The 23120-nt window shown below is 71.9% G+C and carries 13 protein-coding genes and 1 tRNA gene; 12 read left to right on the forward strand and 2 right to left on the reverse strand.

All coding sequences use genetic code 11. The features are described from left to right. Window positions 1–456: 456 nt before the first annotated feature. On the reverse strand, window positions 457–2847 hold the full coding sequence (locus tag ABZ374_RS45855; RefSeq protein WP_360324127.1) for a DEAD/DEAH box helicase: 2391 nt from the start codon (window positions 2845–2847) through the stop codon (window positions 457–459). A gap of 171 nt (window positions 2848–3018) precedes the next feature. Here ABZ374_RS45855 and ABZ374_RS45860 point away from each other — a divergent pair, with 171 nt between their 5' ends. The 12 genes from ABZ374_RS45860 (at window position 3019) to ABZ374_RS45915 (ending at window position 22281) form a co-directional block, all read left to right on the forward strand. Continuing rightward, window positions 3019–3360, forward strand: a complete 342-nt coding sequence (locus ABZ374_RS45860; RefSeq protein ID WP_020549531.1) for an STAS domain-containing protein — start codon at window positions 3019–3021, stop codon at window positions 3358–3360. A gap of 74 nt (window positions 3361–3434) precedes the next feature. Then, a complete protein-coding gene (locus ABZ374_RS45865; RefSeq protein ID WP_360324129.1) occupies window positions 3435–3902 on the forward strand; it encodes an ATP-binding protein in 468 nt (155 codons plus the stop codon). Between the two features lie 252 nt (window positions 3903–4154). Beyond that, on the forward strand, window positions 4155–6515 hold the full coding sequence (locus ABZ374_RS45870) for a sodium-translocating pyrophosphatase (RefSeq protein WP_360324131.1): 2361 nt from the start codon (window positions 4155–4157) through the stop codon (window positions 6513–6515). A 134-nt stretch (window positions 6516–6649) separates the two neighbouring features. After that, entirely contained in the window at window positions 6650–7429 is a 780-nt protein-coding gene (locus tag ABZ374_RS45875; RefSeq protein WP_360324133.1) for a hypothetical protein, read from the forward strand. Window positions 7430–7456: 27 nt separating this feature from the next. Then, the gene (locus tag ABZ374_RS45880) at window positions 7457–8989 is read left to right on the forward strand and encodes a class I SAM-dependent methyltransferase (protein WP_360324135.1); all 1533 of its coding nucleotides are present in this window, start codon (window positions 7457–7459) and stop codon (window positions 8987–8989) included. A gap of 417 nt (window positions 8990–9406) precedes the next feature. Further along, window positions 9407–12277, forward strand: a complete 2871-nt coding sequence (gene topA / locus ABZ374_RS45885; protein ID WP_360324137.1) for a type I DNA topoisomerase — start codon at window positions 9407–9409, stop codon at window positions 12275–12277. Window positions 12278–12462: 185 nt separating this feature from the next. Then, on the forward strand, window positions 12463–15666 hold the full coding sequence (gene tmk / locus ABZ374_RS45890; protein ID WP_360324139.1) for a dTMP kinase: 3204 nt from the start codon (window positions 12463–12465) through the stop codon (window positions 15664–15666). A 133-nt stretch (window positions 15667–15799) separates the two neighbouring features. Beyond that, a complete protein-coding gene (locus tag ABZ374_RS45895) occupies window positions 15800–16984 on the forward strand; it encodes a DNA polymerase III subunit delta' (RefSeq protein WP_360324141.1) in 1185 nt (394 codons plus the stop codon). Between the two features lie 219 nt (window positions 16985–17203). Further along, window positions 17204–18676 carry an alpha/beta hydrolase-fold protein gene (locus tag ABZ374_RS45900; RefSeq protein ID WP_360324143.1) on the forward strand — a complete coding sequence of 491 codons (1473 nt, stop codon included), beginning with the start codon at window positions 17204–17206 and terminating at the stop codon, window positions 18674–18676. Between the two features lie 103 nt (window positions 18677–18779). Then, window positions 18780–20411 (forward strand): alpha/beta hydrolase, encoded by a 1632-nt coding sequence (locus ABZ374_RS45905; RefSeq protein WP_360324145.1) that lies wholly within the window; start codon window positions 18780–18782, stop codon window positions 20409–20411. A 164-nt stretch (window positions 20412–20575) separates the two neighbouring features. Then, complete coding sequence (locus ABZ374_RS45910; protein ID WP_360324147.1) at window positions 20576–22126, forward strand: alpha/beta hydrolase; 1551 nt, start codon at window positions 20576–20578, stop codon at window positions 22124–22126. A gap of 81 nt (window positions 22127–22207) precedes the next feature. Continuing rightward, window positions 22208–22281: transfer RNA gene (locus tag ABZ374_RS45915), tRNA-Thr, on the forward strand. A 158-nt stretch (window positions 22282–22439) separates the two neighbouring features. Here ABZ374_RS45915 and ABZ374_RS45920 read toward each other — a convergent pair. After that, the coding region (locus ABZ374_RS45920; RefSeq protein ID WP_360324149.1) for an NlpC/P60 family protein at window positions 22440–23120 on the reverse strand (681 nt) is incomplete at its 5' end.

Below are 23120 nucleotides of genomic sequence, written 5' to 3' on the forward strand. Positions count from 1 at the left end.
TTTGTGGAGGAGCCCGCGACGGAACAAAAAAGTGGTGCCTCGCGAGCCGGCGCCGAAGGCGCCCAACAAGAAGCAACGCTGCATCGCCGAAAGCCGCCCACTCCGCTCGCTCCGCCCGCGACCCCGGCCCGGGTGTCGGGTTCGGCTCCCGTTTGGGGTCCACTGGCTCGCTGCGCTCGCGATCTCGCCCGGGCGCCAGGCTCGGTTCGCGTCTCGGGCGCAGCCGCTCGCTCCGCCCCGGTCCGGGTCGCGACTCCGCTCCGTCGGCTCGCTCCCCTCACAACCTGGCCAGGCTCATCCGCCCGCCGCCCGCCGCGACGCAGCTCGGCCTGCTCGCCTCACACAGCGCGTCGGACCCACCAGCTAGCCGCCCTCACAACCCCCCCGGCCTCCTGACCGGCGTGTCCCCGCCCATTCACCACACCCCAACCAACCCCACATCCGTCGTCTCAATCGCTACCCGCCGCTCCCACCCGCGCCAGCCTCACCCGCGCCGCTTTCACCCGCGCCGCTTTCACCTGCGCCGACCCCGCCCGCGCCGCCTTCACCCACACCACTCCCACCCGCCCCCAACAACACGCCCAACAGCGCAACCGCCGCCCGCTTGTCCAGTGGGTGGTTGCCGTTTCCGCATTTGGGTGATTGCACGCAACTCGGACAGCCGTGTTCGCATTCGCAGGAGGCGATCGCGTCGCGGGTCGCGGTCAGCCAGGCGGTGGCGGTGATGTAGGCGCGCTCGGCGAAGCCCGCGCCGCCGGGGTGGCCGTCGTAGACGAACACGGTCGGCAGGCCGGTGTCGGGGTGCAGCGACGTGGACACCCCGCCGATGTCCCAGCGGTCGCACGTCGCGAACAGCGGCAGCAGGCCGATCGAGGCGTGTTCGGCCGCGTGTGCCGCGCCCGGCAGGTCGGTCGGCTCGATGCCCGCCGCCGCGACCTGGTCGGGCGTCACCGTCCACCACACCGCGCGGGTGCGCAGGCTGCGCTCGGGCAGGTCGAGTTTGTGCTCGCCCAGCACCTCGCCGGTGACGATCCGTTTGCGTTGGAAGGAGACCACCCGGCTGGTGACCTCGACCGAGCCGAAGTGCAGCCGGGCCGCGCCCCACTCCTGGGTGCGCACCGTCTCCAGGACCCGGATCTCGGTGACCTCACGCGCACTGGTGGTCCAGTCCGGGGCCGCCGCGCGCACCAGCGCCACGCCCTCGCCGAGGTCGAGTTCGCGGACCAGGAAGGTGTCGCCCTGATGCAGGTGCACCGCGCCGGGATGGACCGCGGAGTGCGCCGCGGGCGCGTCGACCGTGCCCAGCAGGCGCCCGGTGTCCTGTTCGACGACCCGCACCGCCGGCCCGCCCGCGCCGCGGATGTCGGTCAGGTCGGTGGCCCGCTCCCGGCTGGTCCAGTACCAGCCGGTGGACCGCCGACGCAGCAACCCGCGCCGTTCCAGACCCGGCAGCAGTTCGGCGGCCACCGGCCCGAACAGCTCCAGGTCCTCCTCGGTGAGCGCGAACTCGGCCGCGGCCGCGCACAGGTGCGGGGCCAGTACGTACGGGTTGTCCGGATCCAGCACGGTCGCCTCGACCGGGCGGTCGAACAGGGCCTCGGGGTGGTGCACCAGGAAGGTGTCCAGCGGATCGTCCCGCGCGATCAGCACGGCCAGCGCCTCCTGCCCGGCCCGCCCCGCGCGGCCGGCCTGCTGCCACAACGACGCCCGGGTGCCGGGATAGCCCGCGATCAGCACCGCGTCCAGGCCGGAGATGTCCACCCCGAGTTCGAGCGCGGTGGTCGCGGCCACCCCGAGCAGGCTGCCGTCGTGCAGCGCGCGCTCGATCGCCCGCCGCTCCTGCGGCAGATAGCCCGCGCGATAGGTGGCCACCCGATCGGCCAACGACTCGTCCACCCGGGCCAGGTGATCGCGCGCGATCACCCGCACCACCTCGGCGCCGCGTCGCGAGCGCACGAAGGCGACCGTGCGTACGCCGTCGAGGACCAGATCGGTGAGCAGATCGGCGGTTTCCGAGGTCGCGGTACGCCGGACGGGCGCTCCGTGTTCACCCTCATGGCCGGTCAGTGGCGGCTCCCACAGGGCGAACACCAGTTCGCCGTGCGGCGAGCCGTCCTCGGTCACCTCGACCACGGGCGTGCCGATCAGCCGTTCGGCGGCAAGCGCCGGATCGGACACGGTGGCCGACGCCAGCACGAACACCGGATCGGATCCGTACCGGCGACACACCCGGCGCAGCCGGCGGATCAACTGGGCCACATGCGAGCCGAAAACGCCGCGATAGGTGTGGCATTCGTCGATCACCACGTAGCGCAGCGAGCGCAGGAACGCCGCCCACGAACGGTGTCCGGGCAGCAACGCGCGGTGCAACATGTCCGGATTCGTCAGGACGTAGGACGCGTGCGAACGGACCCACTGCCGGACCTCGACGGGGGTGTCGCCGTCGTAGGTGGCGACCCGGACACACCCGAGCGCGGGGCTCGCCGACCGCAACTCCTCGACGGCGCGCGCCTGATCCGAGGCCAGCGCTTTCGTCGGAGAGAGGTAGAGTGCGGTCGCACCGCGCCCGCTGGGCGCGGACGCGCCCTCGACCAGGGTCGTGAGGACCGGCAACAGATAGGCGAGGGACTTGCCCGAGGCGGTGCCGGTGGCGATCACGACCGAGCGGCCCCGTGCCGCAACAGAGGCGGCGCGGGCCTGATGCTCCCACGGCAGTTCGATACCCGCGGTGCGAAACGCGTCGCCGACTTCCGGCCGAACCCAATCGGGCCAGGCCGCGGTAACACCTTCGCGAGCGGGTATGCGCCGGACGTGCGTCACTCGATCGGGTCGATCCCGACCCGCCATAAGGCGGCCGAGAAGACCTTCCGGGGGGCGTGTTCTGGGCTGCATCGGGCACCAGTGTTACATCCAATGTCGCGGGATTCATCGTCCCCTAGTGCCCATAAGTGGTTGAATGCCTTGGCGGCTGCCGATCCATGGGGGGCGACCGCTCAAGAGCAAGGTGCTGGAGGATCCGTGGACTTGTCCCTGTCGACCCGAACCGAGGGCGGTCGTACGATCGTCGAGGTGGGCGGCGAGATCGATGTATACACCGCACCCAAGCTGCGCGAGCAACTGGTGGAACTCGTCAACGAAGGCCAGTTCCACCTGATCGTCGACATGGAAGCCGTCGACTTCCTGGACTCGACCGGGCTCGGCGTGCTGGTGGGTGGCCTGAAGCGGGTGCGTGCCCACGAAGGGTCGCTGCAGTTGGTGTGCACTCAGGAGCGCATCCTGAAGATCTTCCGCATCACCGGCCTGACCAAGGTCTTTCCGATTCATCCGTCGGTGGCCGTGGCCATCGCCTCGTCCGACTGACCGACGTACGTCCTGACCGGACGCACACCGCACCCGCGCCGGCCCGGGCGGGTGCTCGCACGGCTGGGGGAACCATGGCCATCGTCGAGCTGCGCTTCAGCGCGCTGCCCGAACACGTCCGCACGGCGCGGCTCGTCGCCGCCGCCGTGGCGCGGCGAGCGGGGGTTGCTGAGACGGTGCTCGACGAGGTGCGCCTCGCCGTCGGCGAGGCGTGTTCCCGCGCCGTCGGGATGCACCAGGACCGGGTGGACGACGACCGCCCGGTCACGGTCACCCTGGACGACGGCAACGGCCGCTTCAGTATCGAGGTCAACGACGGCGTGCCGCAGCCGACGCTGACCGAGGAGGGCCTCGCGGAGGGCGCCGGGCTGGTGCCGGACCTGTCCGCGAACGGCTCCGGCCTGGACCTGATCGAGAACGAGATGGGCCTCGCCGTGATCCTGGGCCTGGTCGACGATCTCGACGTGCGGGCCGGCGCCGAGGGCGGCGTGATCCGCATGTCGTGGCCCTCCGGCGCGAAGTCCGCCGAGACCGTGGGCTGACCGGCCCCACCCGTACGACCCTCATCGCCCCCGGGATGCCCGGGGGCGATTTCGGCGTTCCCGTGTATCCCATTTTCCGGGTCGTAAAACCTGATTCCGGGTCGATGCGCCGATTTTGGGAATCACGCCCGGATTTCATCGGTAATTTGATCTGATCATGGCGATTCCCATGGTCTGATCTTGATCATTTGCATACACTCCTTTCGCATTGAGAAGTCCCGATCTGAAAGTGCTCCTAGCCAAGGAGGACGAATGTCCGGGATCCACCCCTCCGAACTCACCACCGCCGCGGACGTCTCCGTCTCCGGCGGCAACCTCACCTATGTAGTCATCGTCGCGGTGATCGCCCTCGGTGCCCTGGGCGTCGCCGCCGGACTCGTGCGTCAAGTGCTCGCCGCCGACGAGGGCACCGATTCCATGCGCCGGATCGCCGGTGCGATCCAAGAGGGCGCGGCGGCCTACCTCGCCCGTCAGTTCCGCACCCTCGCGGTGTTCGCGGTGGGCGTCTTCTTCCTGCTCATGTTGTTGCCCGCGGACGACTGGAACGAGCGGATCGGCCGCTCGATCTTCTTCCTGGTGGGCGCGGTCTTCTCGGCCGTCACCGGATACGTGGGCATGTGGCTCGCGGTGCGCAGCAACGTGCGCGTCGCGGCCGCCGCCCGATCCGGCAACGCCGGCCGGGACGCGGCGATGCGGATCGCCTTCCGCACCGGCGGCGTCGCGGGCATGTTCACCGTCGGCCTGGGCCTGTTCGGCGCCGCGCTCGTGGTGATCCTCTACCGCGAGGACGCTCCCAAGGTGCTCGAGGGCTTCGGCTTCGGCGCCGCGCTGCTCGCGATGTTCATGCGCGTGGGCGGCGGCATCTTCACCAAGGCCGCCGACGTCGGCGCCGACCTGGTCGGCAAGGTCGAACAGGGCATCCCCGAGGACGACCCGCGCAACGCCGCGACGATCGCCGACAACGTCGGCGACAACGTGGGCGACTGCGCGGGCATGGCCGCGGACCTGTTCGAGTCGTACGCGGTCACCCTGGTCGCCGCGCTGATCCTGGGCAAGGCCGCCTTCGGTGACGCGGGCCTGGTCTTCCCGCTGATCGTGCCCGCGATCGGCGTGCTGACCGCGATCGTGGGCATCTACACGGTCGCCCCCCGAGCGGGCGACCGCAGCGGCATGACCGCGATCAACCGGGGCTTCTTCGTCTCGGCGGTCATCTCGCTCGTCCTGGTCGCGGGCGCCGCGTTCCTGTACCTGCCGAGCAAGTTCTCGGAGCTGGACGGGCTGGCCGACCAGGAGATCCTCAAGCACGACGCCGACCCGCGGGTGTTCGCGTTGCTGGCGGTGCTGATCGGCATCGTGCTCGCGGCGGTCATCCAACAGTTGACCGGCTACTTCACCGAGACCAGCCGGCGACCGGTGCGCGATGTCACCAAGACCTCGCTGACCGGCCCGGCCACGGTGATCCTGTCCGGCATCGCGCTCGGCCTGGAGTCCGCGGTCTACGCCGCGGTGCTGATCTCGGTGGCGGTGCTGGGCGCGTACCTGCTCGGCGCGGGGATCATCATGCTCGCGCTGTTCGCGGTCGCGCTCGCGGGCACCGGCCTGTTGACCACGGTCGGTGTGATCGTGGCCATGGACACCTTCGGGCCGGTCTCCGACAACGCGCAGGGCATCGCCGAGATGTCCGGCGACGTCGAGGGCGAGGGCGCCCAGGTGCTCACCGAGCTGGACGCGGTGGGCAACACCACCAAGGCGATCACCAAGGGCATCGCCATCGCGACCGCCGTGCTCGCGGCGACCGCGCTGTACGGGTCCTATCGCGACGCGGTGCGTACGGCGGTGGACGAGGCCGGCGGGCTCGCGGACGCCTCCAAGCTCACCTCGTTCGCGTTCGCCACCGACGTCACCCAGCCGAACAACCTGGTCGGGCTGATCCTGGGCGCGGCCGTGGTGTTCCTGTTCAGCGGCCTGGCGATCAACGCGGTCTCCCGGGCGGCGGGCGCGGTGGTGTTCGAGGTGCGCAACCAGTTCCGGACCCGTCCCGGGATCATGGACGGCACCGAACTGCCCGAGTACGGCCGGGTGGTGGACATCTGCACCCGCGACTCGCTGCGTGAGCTGGCCACTCCCGGACTGCTCGCGGTGATGGCCCCGATCGCGGTCGGGTTCACCCTGGGCATCGGCCCGCTCGCGGCGTTCCTCGCCGGTGCGATCGGCACCGGCACGCTGATGGCGGTGTTCCTGGCCAACTCCGGCGGCGCCTGGGACAACGCCAAGAAGATGGTCGAGGACGGCAGCTACGGCGGCAAGGGCTCCGCCGCGCACGAGGCGACCATCATCGGCGACACGGTCGGCGACCCGTTCAAGGACACCGCCGGACCGGCGATCAACCCGCTGCTCAAGGTGATGAACCTGGTGTCGCTGCTGATCGCGCCGGCCGTGGTCAAGCTCAGCATCGGCGCGGACGAGAACGGTGCGCTGCGCGCCCTGGCGGCGGCCTTCTCGGTCGTGGTGATCGTGGGCGCGGTCTGGTACAGCAAGCGCAAGTCGGTGGTCGTCGGCGAGGACGACGGCGACGGCGACCACAAGGAACAGGTGACCAAGGCGGCCGCCTGATTCGATCCGAGGTACGTACGGGCGCGGAACCGGAGAAATCGGTACCGCGCCCGTGCCACGCCCGGGGAGCGTGTTTGGCCGAACACCTTTGCGCTGTGCGAGTCTGCGTCCGGCTCCGAGCAAAGGTGGAAAGCGTGTCGAGGAAGTTCCTGGTGGTCTCCGCGCTGGTCCTGGCATCGGCCTTGACCGCGTGTGGCGGCGGCGACGACAAGAACGACGAGAACAAGAAGAAGCAGGCCGAACTGCGGGCCTGGGCCGCGAAGGTCTGCGCGGTGGAGGTGACGGCGCGGATCGACGAGGCCCGGGCGGCGCTGGCCGACGTGGCCACGGTGATCCCCAACGAGCAGCCCGCGACCCTGCGCACCCGGCTGGCCGCCGACATCTCCCGGCTCGCCGACGCGGACAACGCGCTCGCCGACGCGCTCGACAAGGCGGGCATACCCGCGGTCTCGGACGGCGCCGCGCTGCACACGTCGGTGGTCGCGGAACTGCGCAACACGGCCAAGGGCTGGGCCGGGATCCAGACCAAGGTGGCGGGCCTGGCCACCGAGCAACAGAACGTGTTCGCCGACGGGCTGCGCTCGCTGAACCCGGAGATCGACGGGCTGCGCGTCTCCTCGCACACCGCCCTGGACAAGCTGCACCGCGGCGACGCGGGCAAGGCGCTCGCGGCGGTGCCCGGCTGTGCGGCGGGCAAGCCGGACGCGGTCCCGACCGCGCCGGTCCCCTCGGCGCCGGCGACGGGCGCCACGCCCACCACCGGCGCGTCGGGTGCCACGCCGCGTACGTCCGCCTCGGCGAGTGCCTCCTCGACCGCCTCCTCGACCGCCTCCACCGGGTCGAGCAGCCCGCCGCCGAGCGGCGGCGCGGAGTCCTCCTCGGCGTCGCCGACCGGCACGGCGTCGGCCGGCTGACCGCCGGGTCGGCGCGCACCAGGCAGGATGGTGCGCGTGACCATGAACGACACCTCCCAGGTGGCCCGACTGCGCGAGGCCCTGATCGCGGCCGGCTACACCGTCGACGGCTGCCTCGACGCCCTCGGCCCACAGGCGTACGCGGCGCTGTCGCGCGGCGAGACCGTGCCGGCGCTGCGTGCCCTGCGGGCGGACGCGGCGAGCCCGCTCGCGGTGCTGATCCGACTGTTCCTGCTGCAGACGTCGGCGCCCGAGGCACACGTACGGCGGGCCCTGCCGCTGGCCGAGGCGCTCGCGGGCGGGCTGCTGGTCCGCGACGGCGACCACGTCCGGCCGCTCGTGGACATCCGGCCCTACGGCGAGGCGGACACCGACTGGTGGGTGGTGTCCGACCTCGGCGCGGGCATCGGCGGGGTCAACGGCCCGGTCCGGGCGGACCACGTGCTGGGCATCGGCGGGGCGTCCACCACGCTCGCCGGGATCACCGTGCGCGAGCCGGTGGGTCGGGTGCTGGACCTGGGCACCGGGTGCGGTGTGCAGGCGCTGCACGCGTCGCGACACGCCGACTCGGTGCTGGCCACCGATGTCAACAAGCGGGCGCTCGACCTGACCCGGCTGACCATGGCGCTGTCCGGGGTGGGCAATGTCGGCCTGGCCGAGGGCAGCCTGTTCGAGCCGGTCGAGGGCGAGCGGTTCGACCTGATCGTGTCCAATCCGCCGTTCGTGATCACTCCGGTGGGCGAGCGGTACACCTACCGCGACGCGGGGCTGCCCGGCGACGAGGTGTGTCGGCTGCTGGTGGCGCAGGCGCCGACGTTCCTGGCCGACGGCGGCTACTGCCAACTGCTGGCCAACTGGCAGCACCTGCGTGGCCAGGACTGGCAGGACCGGCTGGCGGCCTGGCTCGCGCCGACCGGCTGCGACGCGTGGGTGGTCCAGCGCGACGTACAGGACCCGGCGCAGTACGCCGAGCTGTGGTTGCGCGATTCGGGTGACCATCACGGCACCGACTACGCCGAACGCTACGACGCGTGGTTGGCGGCGTTCGAGCGGGACGGCGTGGAGGGGATCGGATTCGGCTGGATCACGCTGCGGGCGTCCGGCTCCGACACGCCGAACGTGCGGATCGAGGACTGGCCGCACGCGATCGAACAACCGCTCGGTGCGGAGGTGCACGCCTGGTTCGGTCGGCAGGACCGGTTGGCCGGGACGGACGACGACGGCCTGCTCGACGTCGCCTTCCGGCTCGCCGACCACGTGGTCCAGGAGCAGACCGGCGCGCCGGGCGCCGAGGATCCCGAGACGGTCGTGTTGCGCCAGCGCCGCGGCATGTGCCGGGCGGACCGGGTGGACACCGTCGGCGCGGCGCTGGCCGGCGCCAGCGACGGGCAGCTTCCGGCCGGCGTCATCGTGGACGCGATCGCCCAACTGCTCGACGAGGACCCGGCCCGGTTGCGCGATGCCGTACCGGGCGAACTGCGCGGTTTGGTGGCCGACGGATTCCTGCTGTTCCCCGAGGTCGGGGAGCCCGCCGAGGAGCGGTCCGCCGGTACCGACTGAGCGCGGCTTGGGCCGGTGCACCGTGATCCGGGGCGGCACGCCTGTACAGTCGCAGGTGTTGTCCCCACGGAATGCTCCTTGCCGTTGCCAAGAAAATGTGTTGTATGGAGGCGGCGGCTTCCCGCTCGACCGCGAACCAATGGGGTCGGGAGGCGGGAACCGCGATGCGCGCGTTACCGTTCGAGGGGCGTGGGACCCGGCCGTCGGAGCGAATCGCCGGATCCGCGGGCGGTCCGATCGGACGGCGGCCTCGGGACGAGTCCGTGACGCAAGCCGAGCAGAACCGGTTTGACACACGGGGCCGATTTCCGGTCACGCTCCGCCACCCGGCAACCGCAATGTGAATACGAACCCCGGAGTACGGCCTTGCCCAACCGGGCACGGCCGCTGCCGACGACGATGGAGAGAGAAGCGAAGGTGTCCCCGAGCAGCGAGACCGCGCGCGACGGCCTGAGACTCGTCATTGTCGAGTCCCCGGCCAAGGCGAAAACGATCAAGGGCTATCTCGGCCCCGGTTACGTGGTCGAGGCGAGCGTGGGACACATCCGCGACCTGCCCAACGGCGCCGCCGAGGTACCGGCGGAGTACGCCGGCAAGCCGTGGGCCCGACTCGGTGTCGACGTCGACGCCGACTTCGAGCCGATCTACGTGGTCAACGCGGACAAGAAGTCCCAGGTCGCGAAGCTGAAGAAGCTCCTCAAGGACGCCGACGAACTCTTCCTCGCGACCGACGAGGACCGCGAGGGCGAGGCCATCGCGTGGCACCTCCTCGAAGTGCTCAAGCCCAAGGTGCCGGTGCACCGCATGGTGTTCCACGAGATCACCAAGGACGCGATCCGCACCGCGGTGAACAACCCGCGTGAGCTGAACCAGCGACTGGTCGACGCGCAGGAGACCCGCCGCATCCTCGACCGCCTCTACGGCTACGAGGTCTCGCCGGTCCTGTGGAAGAAGGTCGGTCCGCGCCTGTCGGCCGGCCGGGTGCAGTCGGTGGCCACCCGCCTGGTGGTCGAGCGCGAGCGGGAGCGCCGCGCGTTCACCTCCGCCTCGTACTGGGACCTGCTGGGCGTGTTCGGCACCGGCCGGGCGGGCGACCCCACCGACCCGAGCACGATGAACGCGCGCCTGGTCTCGCTGGACGGCAAGCGGGTCGCCTCCGGCCGCGACTTCGGCCCGGACGGCAAGCTCAAGAACGCCGGTGTGCTCCAGTTGGAGGAGGCCGGCGCCCGGGCGCTGAGCGCCGCGCTGGAATCCGCGTCGTTCACCGTGCGCGCCGTCGAGCGCAAGCCCTACCGCCGCTCCCCGTACGCCCCGTTCCGCACGACCACCCTCCAGCAGGAGGCCTCGCGCAAGCTCGGCTACGGCGCCAAGCGCACCATGCAGATCGCCCAGAAGCTGTACGAGAACGGCTTCATCACCTACATGCGTACCGACTCCACCACGCTGTCCGAGACGGCCGTCACGGCCGCCCGGGCGCAGGTGCGGGAGCTGTACGGCGCCGAGTACGTGCCGGACGCGCCACGTGTCTACGCGGGCAAGGTCAAGAACGCCCAGGAGGCGCACGAGGCGATCCGACCCTCGGGCGAGAGCTTCCGCACGCCGGCCGAGACCGGGCTCTCCGGCGACGAGTTCCGGCTGTACGAGCTGATCTGGATGCGCACCGTCGCGTCGCAGATGAAGGACGCGGTCGGCCAGTCGGTGACCGTGCGCATCGGCGGCCTCGCCCAGGGCGCGGACCTGCCCGGGCGCGACGCGGAGTTCACCGCGAGCGGCAAGATCATCACCTTCCACGGCTTCCTCAAGGCCTACGTGGAGGGCTCGGACGACCCGGACGCGGAGCTGGACGACCGCGAGCGGCGGCTGCCGATGGTCACCGAGGGCGACGCCCTCAGCGCCGACGAGCTCACCCCGGAGGGCCACGCGACCAAGCCGCCGGCCCGCTACACCGAGGCGTCGCTGATCAAGGAGCTGGAGGACCGGGAGATCGGTCGCCCGTCGACGTTCGCGTCGATCGTCGGCACCATCCTGGACCGCGGCTACACCTTCAAGAAGGGCACCGCGCTGGTGCCCTCCTTCCTCGCCTTCGCCGTGGTCGGCCTGCTGGAGGGCCACTTCGCCACGCTGGTCGACTACGACTTCACCGCGAAGATGGAGGACGACCTCGACCGGATCGCGCGCGGCGAGACCGAGGCCGTGCCGTGGCTGCGCAGGTTCTACTTCGGCGACGAGAGCCGGCCGGACGAGGACCACCTCGGCGGCCTCAAGGCCCTGGTCACCGACCTCAGCTCGATCGACGCCCGCGAGGTCAACTCGTTCCCGGTCGGCGAGGGCATCGTGTTGCGGGTGGGCCGGTACGGCCCCTACGTCGAGCGCGGCGAGCGGCGCGCGGACGTGCCGGACGACCTGCCGCCGGACGAGCTGACCGTGGCCAAGGCCGAGGAACTGCTCGACAAGCCCAGCGGCGACCACGAGCTGGGCATCGACCCGGTCAGCGGCCACATGATCGTGGCCAAGGACGGGCGCTACGGCCCGTACGTGACCGAGGTGCTGCCCGAGCCCGAGGCGCCCGCCGCGCCGGCCGCGCCGGCGGACGGCGCCAAGCCGGCCAAGAAGACCGCGAAGAAGGCCGCCGCGAAGAACGGCCCCAAGCCGCGCACGGCGTCGCTGTTCAAGTCGATGGCGCTGGACACGGTCACCCTGGAGGACGCGCTCAAGCTGTTCACGCTGCCGCGTGTGGTGGGCAAGCACCCGGAGACGGGCACCGAGATCACCGCGCAGAACGGTCGCTACGGCCCGTACCTCAAGATGGACACCGACTCGCGCTCGCTGGAGACCGAGGACCAGTTGTTCACGGTGACCCTGGACGAGGCGCTGGCCATCTACGCCCAGCCCAAGGCGCGCGGTCGGGCCGCGGCCAAGCCGCCGCTGAAGGAACTGGGCACCGACCCGGTCAGCGGCAAGGCGGTCACGGTCAAGGACGGCCGGTTCGGCCCGTACGTGACCGACGGCGAGACCAACGCGACGCTGCGGGCGGACGACTCGGTGGACACGATCACCCCCGAGCGCGGCTACGAACTGCTGGCGGACAAGCGGGCCAAGGGCCCGGCGAAGAAGACGACCAAGAAGGCGGCGGCCAAGAAGGCCCCGGCGAAGAAGGCGACGGCGACGAAGACCGCCGCGAAGAAGACGGCGGCCAAGAAGACGGCCGCCGACGGCAAGACCACGAAGTCGGCCGCCGCGAAGGCGACGGCGAGTGCCGGCGCGAAGAACGCGGCCGACAAGGCGTGAGGCGACAAGACTGAGGTAGGGATATCTCGGTACGTATCGATCAGGCGGCGCCGGCGGGATCCGGCGCCGCCTCGGTCGGTTCCGGCGACGACATCGGGCCCTGTGCTACGGTCCGCCGCCGGGGGCACGGGGGATCCGGTCGAGGTTGCCGTTTCCCGTCAGGTGACGACGTTAGGGTTCTCCGTATGACGCACGCGGAGCAGCAAGCGCCGGATTCGGCGATACCGCCCCGTCAGGTCGAACCGACAGAGGGCATCGGGGGCGTGCTGAGCATCCGCCCCTTCCGCCGCTTCTGGTTCGCGGTCGCGGCCTCCGCGCTGGGCGATTGGCTCGCGTTGCTGGCGCTGACCTCGGCCGCGCTGTGGACCGTCGAGGGCGACTACCGCAAGCACGCCACCGCCGTCGCGGTGGTGTTCGCGCTGCGGTTGTTGCCGGCGGCCGCGGTCGCCTCGGTGGCGGGCGCGATCGTGGACCACCTCGACCGGCGCTGGACGCTGGTGACGTGCGACGTGATCCGGGCCCTGGTGCTCGTGTCCGTGCCGTTCGTGGACAAGATGTGGTGGGTCTGGGGCGCGACGGCGGCGATCGGTGTGTTCGGCGCACTCGCCGGACCCGCCCGGGACGCCACCGTGCCCAACCTGGTGCCGCGCCAACGGCTGGGCACCGCAAACCAGTTCAACCTGGTCACCTCCTACGGCGCGGCCCCGGCGGCGGCGCTGCTGTTCATCCTCGGCGCGCTGATCGGCACCGCGTTCTCGCACGACGTGTCGATGTTCGTCGAGCACCCCTCGAACCTGGCCTGCTACACCGCGGGCGCGGTGTTCCTGCTCGCCGCGGTGTTCGCCTTCCTGATCCGGATGCCCACGCGTGGGCGCTCGGTCAGCACCCGGCGGCCCAACCCGTTCAAGGTGCTCGCCGACGGGCGCAAGGTGTTCGGGCACGGTCGGACCGCGCGCGGCCTGATCGTCGGGATGATCGCGCTGTTCCTGGCGGGCGGCGCGCTGGTGGCCACCGCGCCGCTCCTGGTGGTCGGCCTGCACGCGGGCAACGCGGCCTACGGCACGGTGTTCCTGATGCTCATCGCGGGCGTCAGCGCGGGCATGTTGTGGGGCCCGCGGGTGGTGCCGGCGTTCAGCCGGCGGCGGCTGTACGGCATGGCGGTGATGTTCGCCGGACTGACCCTGCTGATCCTGGCCGCGGTCGCCAACGTGGTGGTGGCCGCGGTACTGGCCGCCGTGCTCGGGATGTTCGCGGGCGTCGCGTGGGTCACCGGATACACCATGTACGGCCTGGACTTCGGCGAGGACCTGCGGGCCCGGGCGTTCGCGTTCGCCCAACTGATCGTGCGGATCGTGCTGTTCGTGGCGCTGGTCGCCGGGCCGATCGCCGCGGGCTACGTGGGCACGCACTCGTGGGTGATCGCGGACCGGTTCACCTTCGACTACAGCGGGGCCGCGCTGGTGCTGGCCGGCGCCGGCGCGCTCGTGGTGATCCTGGGCTGGGTCGCGCTGTTGAGCGTGGACGACCGGCGCGGGGTGCCGATCCTGCGCGACCTCGCCGCGGCGACCCGCAACGAGGACCACATCACCGGCCGACCGGCCGGGGCCACCGGCTTCTTCATCGCCCTGGAGGGCGGCGAGGGCGCGGGCAAGTCGACCCAGGCCAACGCGATCGCGGCCTGGATCCGGGCCAAGGGGCACGAGGTCGTGGTCACCCGCGAGCCCGGCGCGACCGAGGTCGGCAAGCGGCTGCGCGCGATGTTGCTCGACCTGGACGGCGATCCGGTCGACCCGCGCACCGAGGCGCTGCTGTACGCGGCGGACCGGGCCGAGCACGTGCAGACCGTGATCCTGCCCGCGCTGCGGCGCGGCGCGATCGTGATCAGCGACCGCTACATCGACTCCTCGATCGCCTACCAGGGCGCCGGCCGCGGCCTGGGCGCGCGGGAGATCGGCCGGGTCTCGCGCTGGGCCACCGACGGGCTGCTGCCCGACCTGACCATCCTGCTCGACCTGGACCCGGCGGTGGGCCACAGCCGGTTCACCGAGGCGCCCGACCGGCTGGAGTCCGAGCCGCGCGACTTCCACCTGTTGGTGCGGCACGCGTTCCTGGACCTGGCCGCGCACGACCCCGACCGCTACCTGGTGGTGGACGCCGACCAGGAGCCGGACGCGGTCACCACCCCGATCCGGCACCGGCTCGACCGCGAACTGCCGCTGTCCGAGCAGGAGAAGCGCCAGGCGCTCGAACTGGCCAAGCGCATGCGCGAGGAGGACGCCCGGCGCAAGGCCGAGCAGGCCGCCCGGGACGCGGAGAAGGCCGCGCTGATCGCCCGACTGCGGGCGGAGAGCGAGGAGCGCCAGCGCCAGGCCGAACAGGCCCGGCTGGAGGAGGAGTCCGCGCGGCTGGCCGAGGAGGAGCAGCGGTACGCCGAGGAGCAGGCCCGGCGCACCGCCGCCGAGGCGGACGAGCGGGCCCGGGCCGCGGCCGAGGCGGCCGAGGAGGCCCGGCTGCACGCCGAGGCGGAGCGCCGCCGGCTCGCGCAGGAGGCCGAGCGTCGGGCCGAGGAGCAGCAGCGGGTCGCCGAGGACGCCAAGACCCGGGCCGAGGAGGCCCGGGTGCGCGCCGAGGAGGAGGCCGAGCGTCGCGACGAACAGCGCCGCCGGTTGGAGGAGGCGTCCGCGCTTCAGGCCGAGCAGGCCCGGGCCAGTGCCGAGGAGGAGCGCGAGGCCGAGCTGGAGCGGCAGCGGTTGGCCGAGGAGGAGCGCGACCGGGTGCAGGCCGCGGCGGCGCGCGACGTCGAGCGCATGCGTGCCGAGGAGGCGATCCGGGTCGCCGACGAGCGTCGGGCCGCCGAGGAGCGCCGCCGGGCGGAGGACGCGCTGCGCCGTGCGGAGTCGGACCGTCGCCGGGCCGAGCGGGAGGCGTCGCGGGCGGCCGAGGCCGCGGCGTCGGCCCAGGCCCGCGCCGCGCAGGAGGCCGCCGCGCTGGCCGCGGAGGCGGGCCCGGGCCGGGGCGGCGACCTGACCGAGACGCCGGTGCACGGCGTTCGGCGGCCGGACCCGTCCATGGCGGACACGCCCGTACACGGCATCGCCAAGCCGGCCGCGGACGACGCCGACACCACCGAGTTGCAGCAGATCCGACTGCGCGAGGCGGCCGAGGACACCCGGGAGATCCCGAGGTTGAGCCTGGACGAGACGCACGCGTTGCCCACGCTGGTGCCGCCGCCGGCCGCGCCGAGCGATCACACGCTGGCCGACGATCTGCTCGGGCCGTGGACGGGTGGTCCGGAGGCGTCCGAGGCGGACGAGGCACAGGCGGGTGCGTCCGAGGACGAGCCGGCCGAGCCGGGACGCAAGCGGCGCTGGCGGCGCAACAAGGACTGACGCCGGCAGGGGGACTCCGCCGGTTCGCCCGTCCGCCGGGCGGCCGGGTCCGTCCGGGGGTGACGTGGCCTCGATTGTCACGTCACCCCGGTACGGTCGTACCGGGCACACCGGAACGAGGAGACAAGAGCGCGTGACCGTCTGGGACGACCTCGTCGGGCAGGATCGCGTCGCCGAGCAACTGCGCACCGCGGCGGGCGCCGCGCGTGCGGTGCTCGCGGGCGAGGGCGTCGGCGGGATGACCCACGCGTGGTTGTTCACCGGCCCGCCGGGGGTCGGCACGGCGACCGCCGCGCGTGCGTTCGCGGCGGCGTTGCAGTGCGTCAGCCCGGACCTGGCCCTGGGCGCCGAGCCCGGCTGCGGGCACTGCGACGGTTGCCACACCACGCTCACCGGGACCCACGCGGACGTCGACGTGATCGCCACCGAACTGTTGTCGATCGGCGTCAAGGAGACCCGCGACCTGGTCCGGCGCGCGGTCATGACGCCGGCGGGCGGACGCTGGCAGGTGATCATCCTGGAGGACGCGGGCCGGCTCACCGAGGGCGCGGGCAACGTACTGCTCAAGGCGATCGAGGAACCCGCCGACCGCACCGTGTGGTTGTTGTGCGCACCGTCCCTGGAGGACGCGCTGCCGACGATCCGCTCGCGCTGTCGCAATGTGGCCCTGCGCACGCCGCCCGCAGGCGCGGTGGCCGATCTGCTGATGCGGCGGGACGGTATCGACCCGGCGATGGCCGCGTTCGCCGCGGCCGCGTCCGGCGGCGACATCAAGAGCGCACGCCGGTTGGCCCTGGACGAACAGGCCCGCGGGCGCCGCGCCGACGTGTTGCGGATCCCGATGGTGGTCGGTGACATCGGCCTGGCGATGGCCGCCGCACAACGACTGGTGGACGCGGCCGCCGAGGACGCGAAGCAGGTCGCGGCGGACCTGGACGGCCGGGAAACCGAGGACCTGCGGGCCGCGCTGGGCGCGGTCGGCGGCGGCCGGATGCCCAGCGGCACGGCCGGCGTGATGAAGGAACTGGAGAACAAGCAGAAGAAGCGGGCCACCCGCACCCAGCGGGACTGCCTGGACCGGGCGCTGGTGGACCTGACCGCGTTCTACCGGGACGTACTGGCGCTGCAACTGCGCGCCGCCGTGCCCTTGGCCAACGACGTGTTGCGCGCCGACCTGGACACGATCGCCCGCGGCTCCACGCCGGAGGCGACGCTGCGTCGGATCGAGGCGATCCTGGCCTGCCGTCGGGCGATCGACGCGAACGTGGCCCCGCTGCTCGCGGTCGAGGCGATGGTGTTGACCCTGCGCACGGGGTGAGGCCCGGCGGCCCGTTCGCCCGGCCGGGCGCCCGCTCGGTGCGTGGGTCGACGGCATCGTTCGGTTGTTTGTACGTGTGTTCGGTTCGGTCCTTCACTCCTTGGAGCGGAGGTGTCCTTCGGACGGAACCCGGAACCCCCACTCGGACGTCATCGTGGGAGAGTTCGCGGGAACATTGTGGCTGGTGAGGTTCGGAAGGACGGTGCGGGGTTGCGTTCCGTGACCAGGACGCTCAAAGGTCTGCTGATCGCGGTGACCCTCGGGGCGGTTGTCGTTCTCGTGCTGAGGGCGCGCAAGTCGCGTGCGGCGGCCGATCCGGTCGAGAGCCTTTCGCCGGGTGATGCGACGGCCGACGCAAAGGCCGATTCGAAGGCTTACCTGAAGGCCCAACAGCGGCCCCGGGCCGTCGCGTTGCCGCCGGCCGACGGGCGGGGCGGCGAGTCCGGGCAACCGGTGCCGACCGTGCCGACCACCCGGGCAGTGCCGACCGCACGGGTCCGGTCGGCGGAGCCGACGGGCGGGTCCGAGCCGACGAGCGCCGCGGCGCCGGGCCCGGGTCGGGTCGAGGCGCCGCTGCCGTTCGCGCCGGTGGAGCTTACCTCCTCGGCGCCTGCGGCGCTGACTCGACACGAGCCGATGCGGGTCCCCGAGCCCCGGCCGATCGGGGCCGACCCGGCGTCCGTTCGGCGCAGGCGTGGGGTGCGTTCGCCGCTGGGCATCGGACTGCTCGCGCTGGTCGTGGTCGGGGCGGGCGTCGGCGGCACCTTCGCGTACAAGGGGATCGCCGACGACGACAAGCAGAACGTCGCGTCCTCCACCAAGGCCGATCCGTCGGCCGAACCGTCCGGCACCACGTCGGGACGACCCAAGGCCGCGCCGCAGAACTTCACCAAGGTGGGCACCAAGTCCGGTGGCACGCTGAACAGGATGAGTCTGGCGGGCGGCCGGTCCGGGGTCACCGCCGATGTGTGGGTCTGGCTGCCGCCGGGCTACGACACGCCCGCCAACCAGGGCCGCAGCTACCCCGTCCTGGTCGCCCAGTCGGCCCTGCCGGGCATCGAGTCGAACAGCTTCGTGGACGACTCGGTGGCGTTCCTGCCCAAGCTCGTCGCGGGCATCGAGACCGGCACCGTTCCGCCGTACATCGTGGTCGCGCCCGAGCTGCTGCCGTACCCGAAGTCGGACGCGGACGCCGGTCGGACGGCGGCCAAGGACACCGAGTGCAGCGACGTGCCGAACCGGCCCAGGATGGCCACCTTCCACAACGAGGACGTGCGCGAGGCGGTGCTGGCGACCTTCCGCGCGAGCGCCGACCGCGCCTCGTGGGCGCTGATCGGCGACGGCTCGGGCGGCCTGTGCGCGGTCAAGTACGCGTTGCAGTACCCGCAGTACTACGCGGCGGCGGTCAGCCTGTCCGGCCGGACCACGCTCAAGTCCCCGCTGTGGGACCTCGATGCGGGGACGAAGGCGGCCAAGGCGGCGAACGAGCCGGTCAAGCTGCTCGACGCGCGGCCCGACGTACAGATCCTGCTCTCCGGTCAGACCGGCGGCAGCGAATTCGCTGCGAAGGCCAAGGCGCCGACCGCGGTCAAGGCGATCACGGGCTCGGGCGGGGCCTCCGGCGACATAGTGCGTCAGCTCCCCGAAGCGCTCACCTTCCTCGGCCGCAACACGCGGACCCCGGCGGCGTGACGCGGCGCGGGACCGGGCCGGGAACCCTGCGGTGGGGGATCGCGGCCCGGGTCCGGCGCGTACCGCTCGTGCGTGACTTTTCGTTCGATGGTAGGCAGTACGCGTGAAACGAATATCCCGGGTGGGACTCCTCGGCCGCGCGGTCCCGATCGCGCTCGCCGTCGCGACAGTCGCGAGTTGTACGGTCGCGTCCGATCTCGGTGATGCCGCGGGGGGTGCTCGGCCCAATGCGGTCGGGCCCACCGCGGCCGGCGCCAAGGGGCCGGCCACGCCCGGGGACCCCGATCCCCGACTGGCGCGGTTCTACACCCAGCAGCCGACCTGGAAGGCGTGCGAGAGCGACGACGCCGACCAGCGCAGCCAGGCCAAGGCGTTTCGTTGCACGACGTTCACCGTGCCGCTCGACTACTCCCGGCCGACCGGCAAGACCATCGACATCGCGGTCACCCGCAAGACCGCCGCCAAGCCCGGACAGCGGATCGGTTCGTTGTTGCTCAACCCCGGCGGTCCGGGCGGCTCCGGCGTCGAGGCGGCGTGGTGGATGGCCGACGACACCATCGGCAAGCCGGTCCAGGACGCCTACGACCTGATCGGCTTCGACCCGCGCGGGGTCGACCGCAGCGCGCCGGTGAAGTGCATGACCGACGCCGAGCGGGACGCGTACGTGGCCGAGGACCTGCCCGAGGACCCGGCTCGGGCCGAGGCGCGCTCCAAGGAACGGGACCGGACCTACGCGGCGGAGTGCCAGAGCCGCTCCGGCGAACTGCTGCCCTTCGTCGGCACCGACAACGCCGCCCGCGACATGGACGTGCTGCGCGCGGCCCTGGGCGACGAGAAGCTCAACTACCTCGGCTTCTCCTACGGCACCTACCTGGGCGCCACCTACGCGGAACGTTTCCCGACCCACACCGGTCGACTGGTCCTGGACGGCGCGGTGGACCCGGCCGCGGACAACCTGAGCGCGTCGGTCGAGCAGCAGGTGGGCTTCGACCGGTCGTTGCGTCGATTCGCCGAGGACTGCGCCGGGCGTTCCGGCTGTGCGCTGGGCGGCGATCCCAAGACCGCGCCGACCAGGGCCGCCGACTTCCTCGACGGTCTCCAGGAGAACCCGCTCACCGGCCGGGGCGGCCGCAAGCTCACCTCCAGCATGGGTTGGACCGGGGTGATCAGCCTGCTCTACGGCGACAAGGACACCGCGTGGAAGTACCTGCGCGACGCGCTCGCGGACGCGATCGTGCGCAAGTCGCCGGACGCCCTGCTCTTCTACGCCGACAACTACAACGGGCGGGACGAGGAAGGGCACTACGACAACAGCTCGGACGCGTTCATCGCGATCGGCTGTGCGGACGGGTCCGGGGACGCTCCGACGCCGGCGCAGGTGCAGGCCGCGCTGACCCGACTCAAGGCCGAGGCGCCGCTGCTGTCGCGCGATGTCACCGCCGAGGATCTGACCGGACAGAGCTGCGAGGACTGGCCGTTCAAGTCGCCGACGAAGCCGCACGCGATCCGCGCGCAGGGCAGCGCGCCGATCCTGGTGGTCGGTACGACGGGTGACCCGGCCACGCCGTACGCCTCGGCGGAGAAGCTGGCGGGCCAGCTCGCCGACGCGACGCTGCTGACCTTCGAGGGCGAGGGGCACACCGCGTACGGCGGCAACAGCGCGTGTGTGGACGGGGCGGTGGAGGGGTTCCTGCTGCGGGGGACGATGCCGGCCAAGGGGAAGCGGTGTAGTTGATCGGCGGTCGGGCGTGGCGTGGGTGCTTCGTCGGGGGGGCGAGGCGTCGGGTCGTCGCGTCGTTGGGGTGTATCGCGGGGTTGCGTGGTTACCCTCCCCAGGGGGTGCACGCCGCGCGGTGCGTGGTGCACGGGTTCCACCGGGCTAGTCGAGGAGCGGGTCGCATGATGCGGGGTTCGTGCGCGAGGGTCGTGGCGGCGGCGATCGGCCTGTTCCTGGTGGCGGGATGCGGCTCGGGATCGTCGGCGAAGTCGCCGGACCGGGTCGCGGACACGGCGAAGGCGCCCGCGACCGGCGACCCGGACGGCAAGGCGATCGACCAGGCACCGCCGACCGCGGCGGTCGAGCCGATCGGGTGGACCGCGTGTACCGGCGGCTTCCAGTGCGGCACGCTCCAGGTGCCGCTGGACCACGCCAAGCCGGACGGGCCGAAGATCAAGCTCGCGGTGATCAGGAAGCCCGCCGTCGGCGCGAATCGCATCGGCTCGCTGGTACTCAACCCGGGCGGCCCCGGTGGCTCCGGCCTGGACTTCGCGCAGTACGCGGCCACCAGGTATCCGGCCGAACTGCGCAAGCGGTTCGACATCGTCGGCTTCGACCCACGCGGCGTCGGTCGCAGTACCGCGATCGGCTGCCTGAGCGACAACGCGATGGACACCTTCACCCAGCTCGACGCGACGCCGGACACTCCCGACGAGGAACAGGCGTGGCTGGACGGCACCGGCGCGTACGGGCGGGCCTGCGAGGCCGCCTCGGGCGACCTTCTGGGCCACGTCAGCACCGTGGACGCGGCACGCGACATGGACCTGCTGCGGGCGGCCCTCGGCGACGCGAAGCTCTACTACCTGGGCGCGTCGTACGGGACCTTCCTCGGGGCGACGTACGCCGAGCTGTACCCCAAGCGGGTCGGCCGGCTGGTCCTGGACGGCGCGATGGATCCGAGCCAGCCGGCGGTGGCCGCCAACAAGGTGCAGGGCGGCGGCTTCGAGACCGCGCTGGCGGCGTTCCTGGACAACTGCGTCGGCGGCGGCTCGTGCTCCCTCGGCGCGACCCGCGAGGCCGGACTGGCCAGGATCCGCGGCCTGCTCCAACAGCTCGACGCCCGCCCGCTGTCCGGCGACGGGACCCGCAGGGTCACCGAGTCGATCGCGACCACGGGCATCCTGTCGCCGCTGTACTCCAAGGACCAGTGGCCGGATCTGCGACAGGCGCTGGAGGCCGCGCTGCGCGGCGACGGGCAGCCGCTGCTCGAACTCAACGACCAGTACTACGAGCGTGGTCCGGACGGAAAGTACAAGAACCTGATGGCCGCCAACGCGGCGGTGAACTGCCTGGACGCGCCGCCGGCCGCGACGTCCCGCGAGGACGTCGAGCGGGAGCTGCCCGGCTACCTGGCCGACTCGCCGACCTTCGGCCGCAACCTCGCCTGGGCGGGCCTGACCTGCGCCTCCTGGCCGACCCCGCCGACCGGCCGGCCGCACCCGATCAGGGCCGAGGGCGCCGCCCCGATCCTGGTCGTCGGCACCACCCGCGACCCGGCCACGCCGTACTCCTGGGCCCAGTCCCTGGCCGGCCAACTGGCCTCCGGCAGCCTCCTGACCTACGACGGCGACGGCCACACCGCCTTCGGCCGAGGCAGCGACTGCGTCGACCGCACGGTGGTCGACTACCTCACCCAGGGCACCGTCCCCACCAAGGGCAAGACCTGCCGCTGACCCCCACCAAAGCCGCGTGTGGACCACCCCGACGGGTGTGTACACTCATTCCCTGTCGCCACCTTCAAGGTGGACCGACAAGCCGCCTTAGCTCAGTCGGCTAGAGCGACGCACTCGTAATGCGTAGGTCAAGGGTTCGACTCCCTTAGGCGGCTCCTCGAAGGCCCAGGTCAGTTGGTTTCTGATCTGGGCCTTTTGCATTTTCGGGGTCGGTCCGGGCGTGATGTGTCGACGAATCGGTGCCCGGACGGGCCGGGGTATGCAAAACCCCGGCCGGGTTTCCGGCCGGGGGCGTCGTGTGTGCGGGGGTTGTTCAGCTGGGGCGAATGGCCGCGTAGAAGGGCATCGAGTCGAGCGGGGCCTTGGTCACGTTCTTGCCCGGTCGCGGGGCGTGCACGATCTGGCCGTTGCCGATGTACATGCCCACGTGCGAGTTGTCCGAGAAGTAGAACACCAGGTCGCCCGGCTGGAGGGCGCTCTTGGCGATCCTGGGACCGTCGTTGACCTGGGTCCAGGTGGTGCGGCTGAGCGAGACGTTCGCCGCCCTCCAGGACGCCTGGGTCAGCCCCGAGCAGTCGTACGAGCCGGGACCCACGCCCCGGGGCGCGTACGGCTTGCCGATCTGCGCCAGCGCGAAGTTGATCGCGGCCTGGGCCCGGCCGGAGGCCGGGATGTTGGTCGCCGGCGGCGGCGAGTCCGGCTTGTCCCGCGAGCTGCGGTCGGCGTCGCTTCGCGCACCGGTGTCGTTCTTGTGCTCGTTCGAGTTGAGGATCTCGTCCTGCTGCTTCTTGTCCAGCGTGTTCAGCAGCCGCTGGGCCTCGGCGAGCTTGGTCTGGATCTCGTTCTTGTGCGTGTTCAGCTCGGTGCGCAGCTTTTCCAGCGCGGAGAGCTGGGCGGTGGCCTCGGTGCGGTCCTGCTGGAGGACGCGGGCCTGCGCCGCGATCTGCTTCAGCTTGGCGGCCTGCTGGCCGTCGAGCTGGGACATCATCTGCGA

Origin of the sequence: Embleya sp. NPDC005971, assembly GCF_040629175.1 — a bacterium.
Classification (GTDB): domain Bacteria; phylum Actinomycetota; class Actinomycetes; order Streptomycetales; family Streptomycetaceae; genus Embleya.

Bases quoted from the DNA above. Each gene is read 5' to 3' on its own strand.
- ABZ374_RS45855 (WP_360324127.1), bottom strand. From the start codon at position 2,847: ATGGCGGGTCGGGATCGACCCGATCGAGTGACGCACGTCCGGCGCATA.
- ABZ374_RS45880 (WP_360324135.1), top strand. From the start codon at position 7,457: ATGGTGCGCGTGACCATGAACGACACCTCCCAGGTGGCCCGACTGCGC.
- ABZ374_RS45910 (WP_360324147.1), top strand. From the start codon at position 20,576: ATGATGCGGGGTTCGTGCGCGAGGGTCGTGGCGGCGGCGATCGGCCTG.
- ABZ374_RS45870 (WP_360324131.1), top strand. From the start codon at position 4,155: ATGTCCGGGATCCACCCCTCCGAACTCACCACCGCCGCGGACGTCTCC.
- ABZ374_RS45865 (WP_360324129.1), top strand. From the start codon at position 3,435: ATGGCCATCGTCGAGCTGCGCTTCAGCGCGCTGCCCGAACACGTCCGC.
- tmk (WP_360324139.1), top strand. From the start codon at position 12,463: ATGACGCACGCGGAGCAGCAAGCGCCGGATTCGGCGATACCGCCCCGT.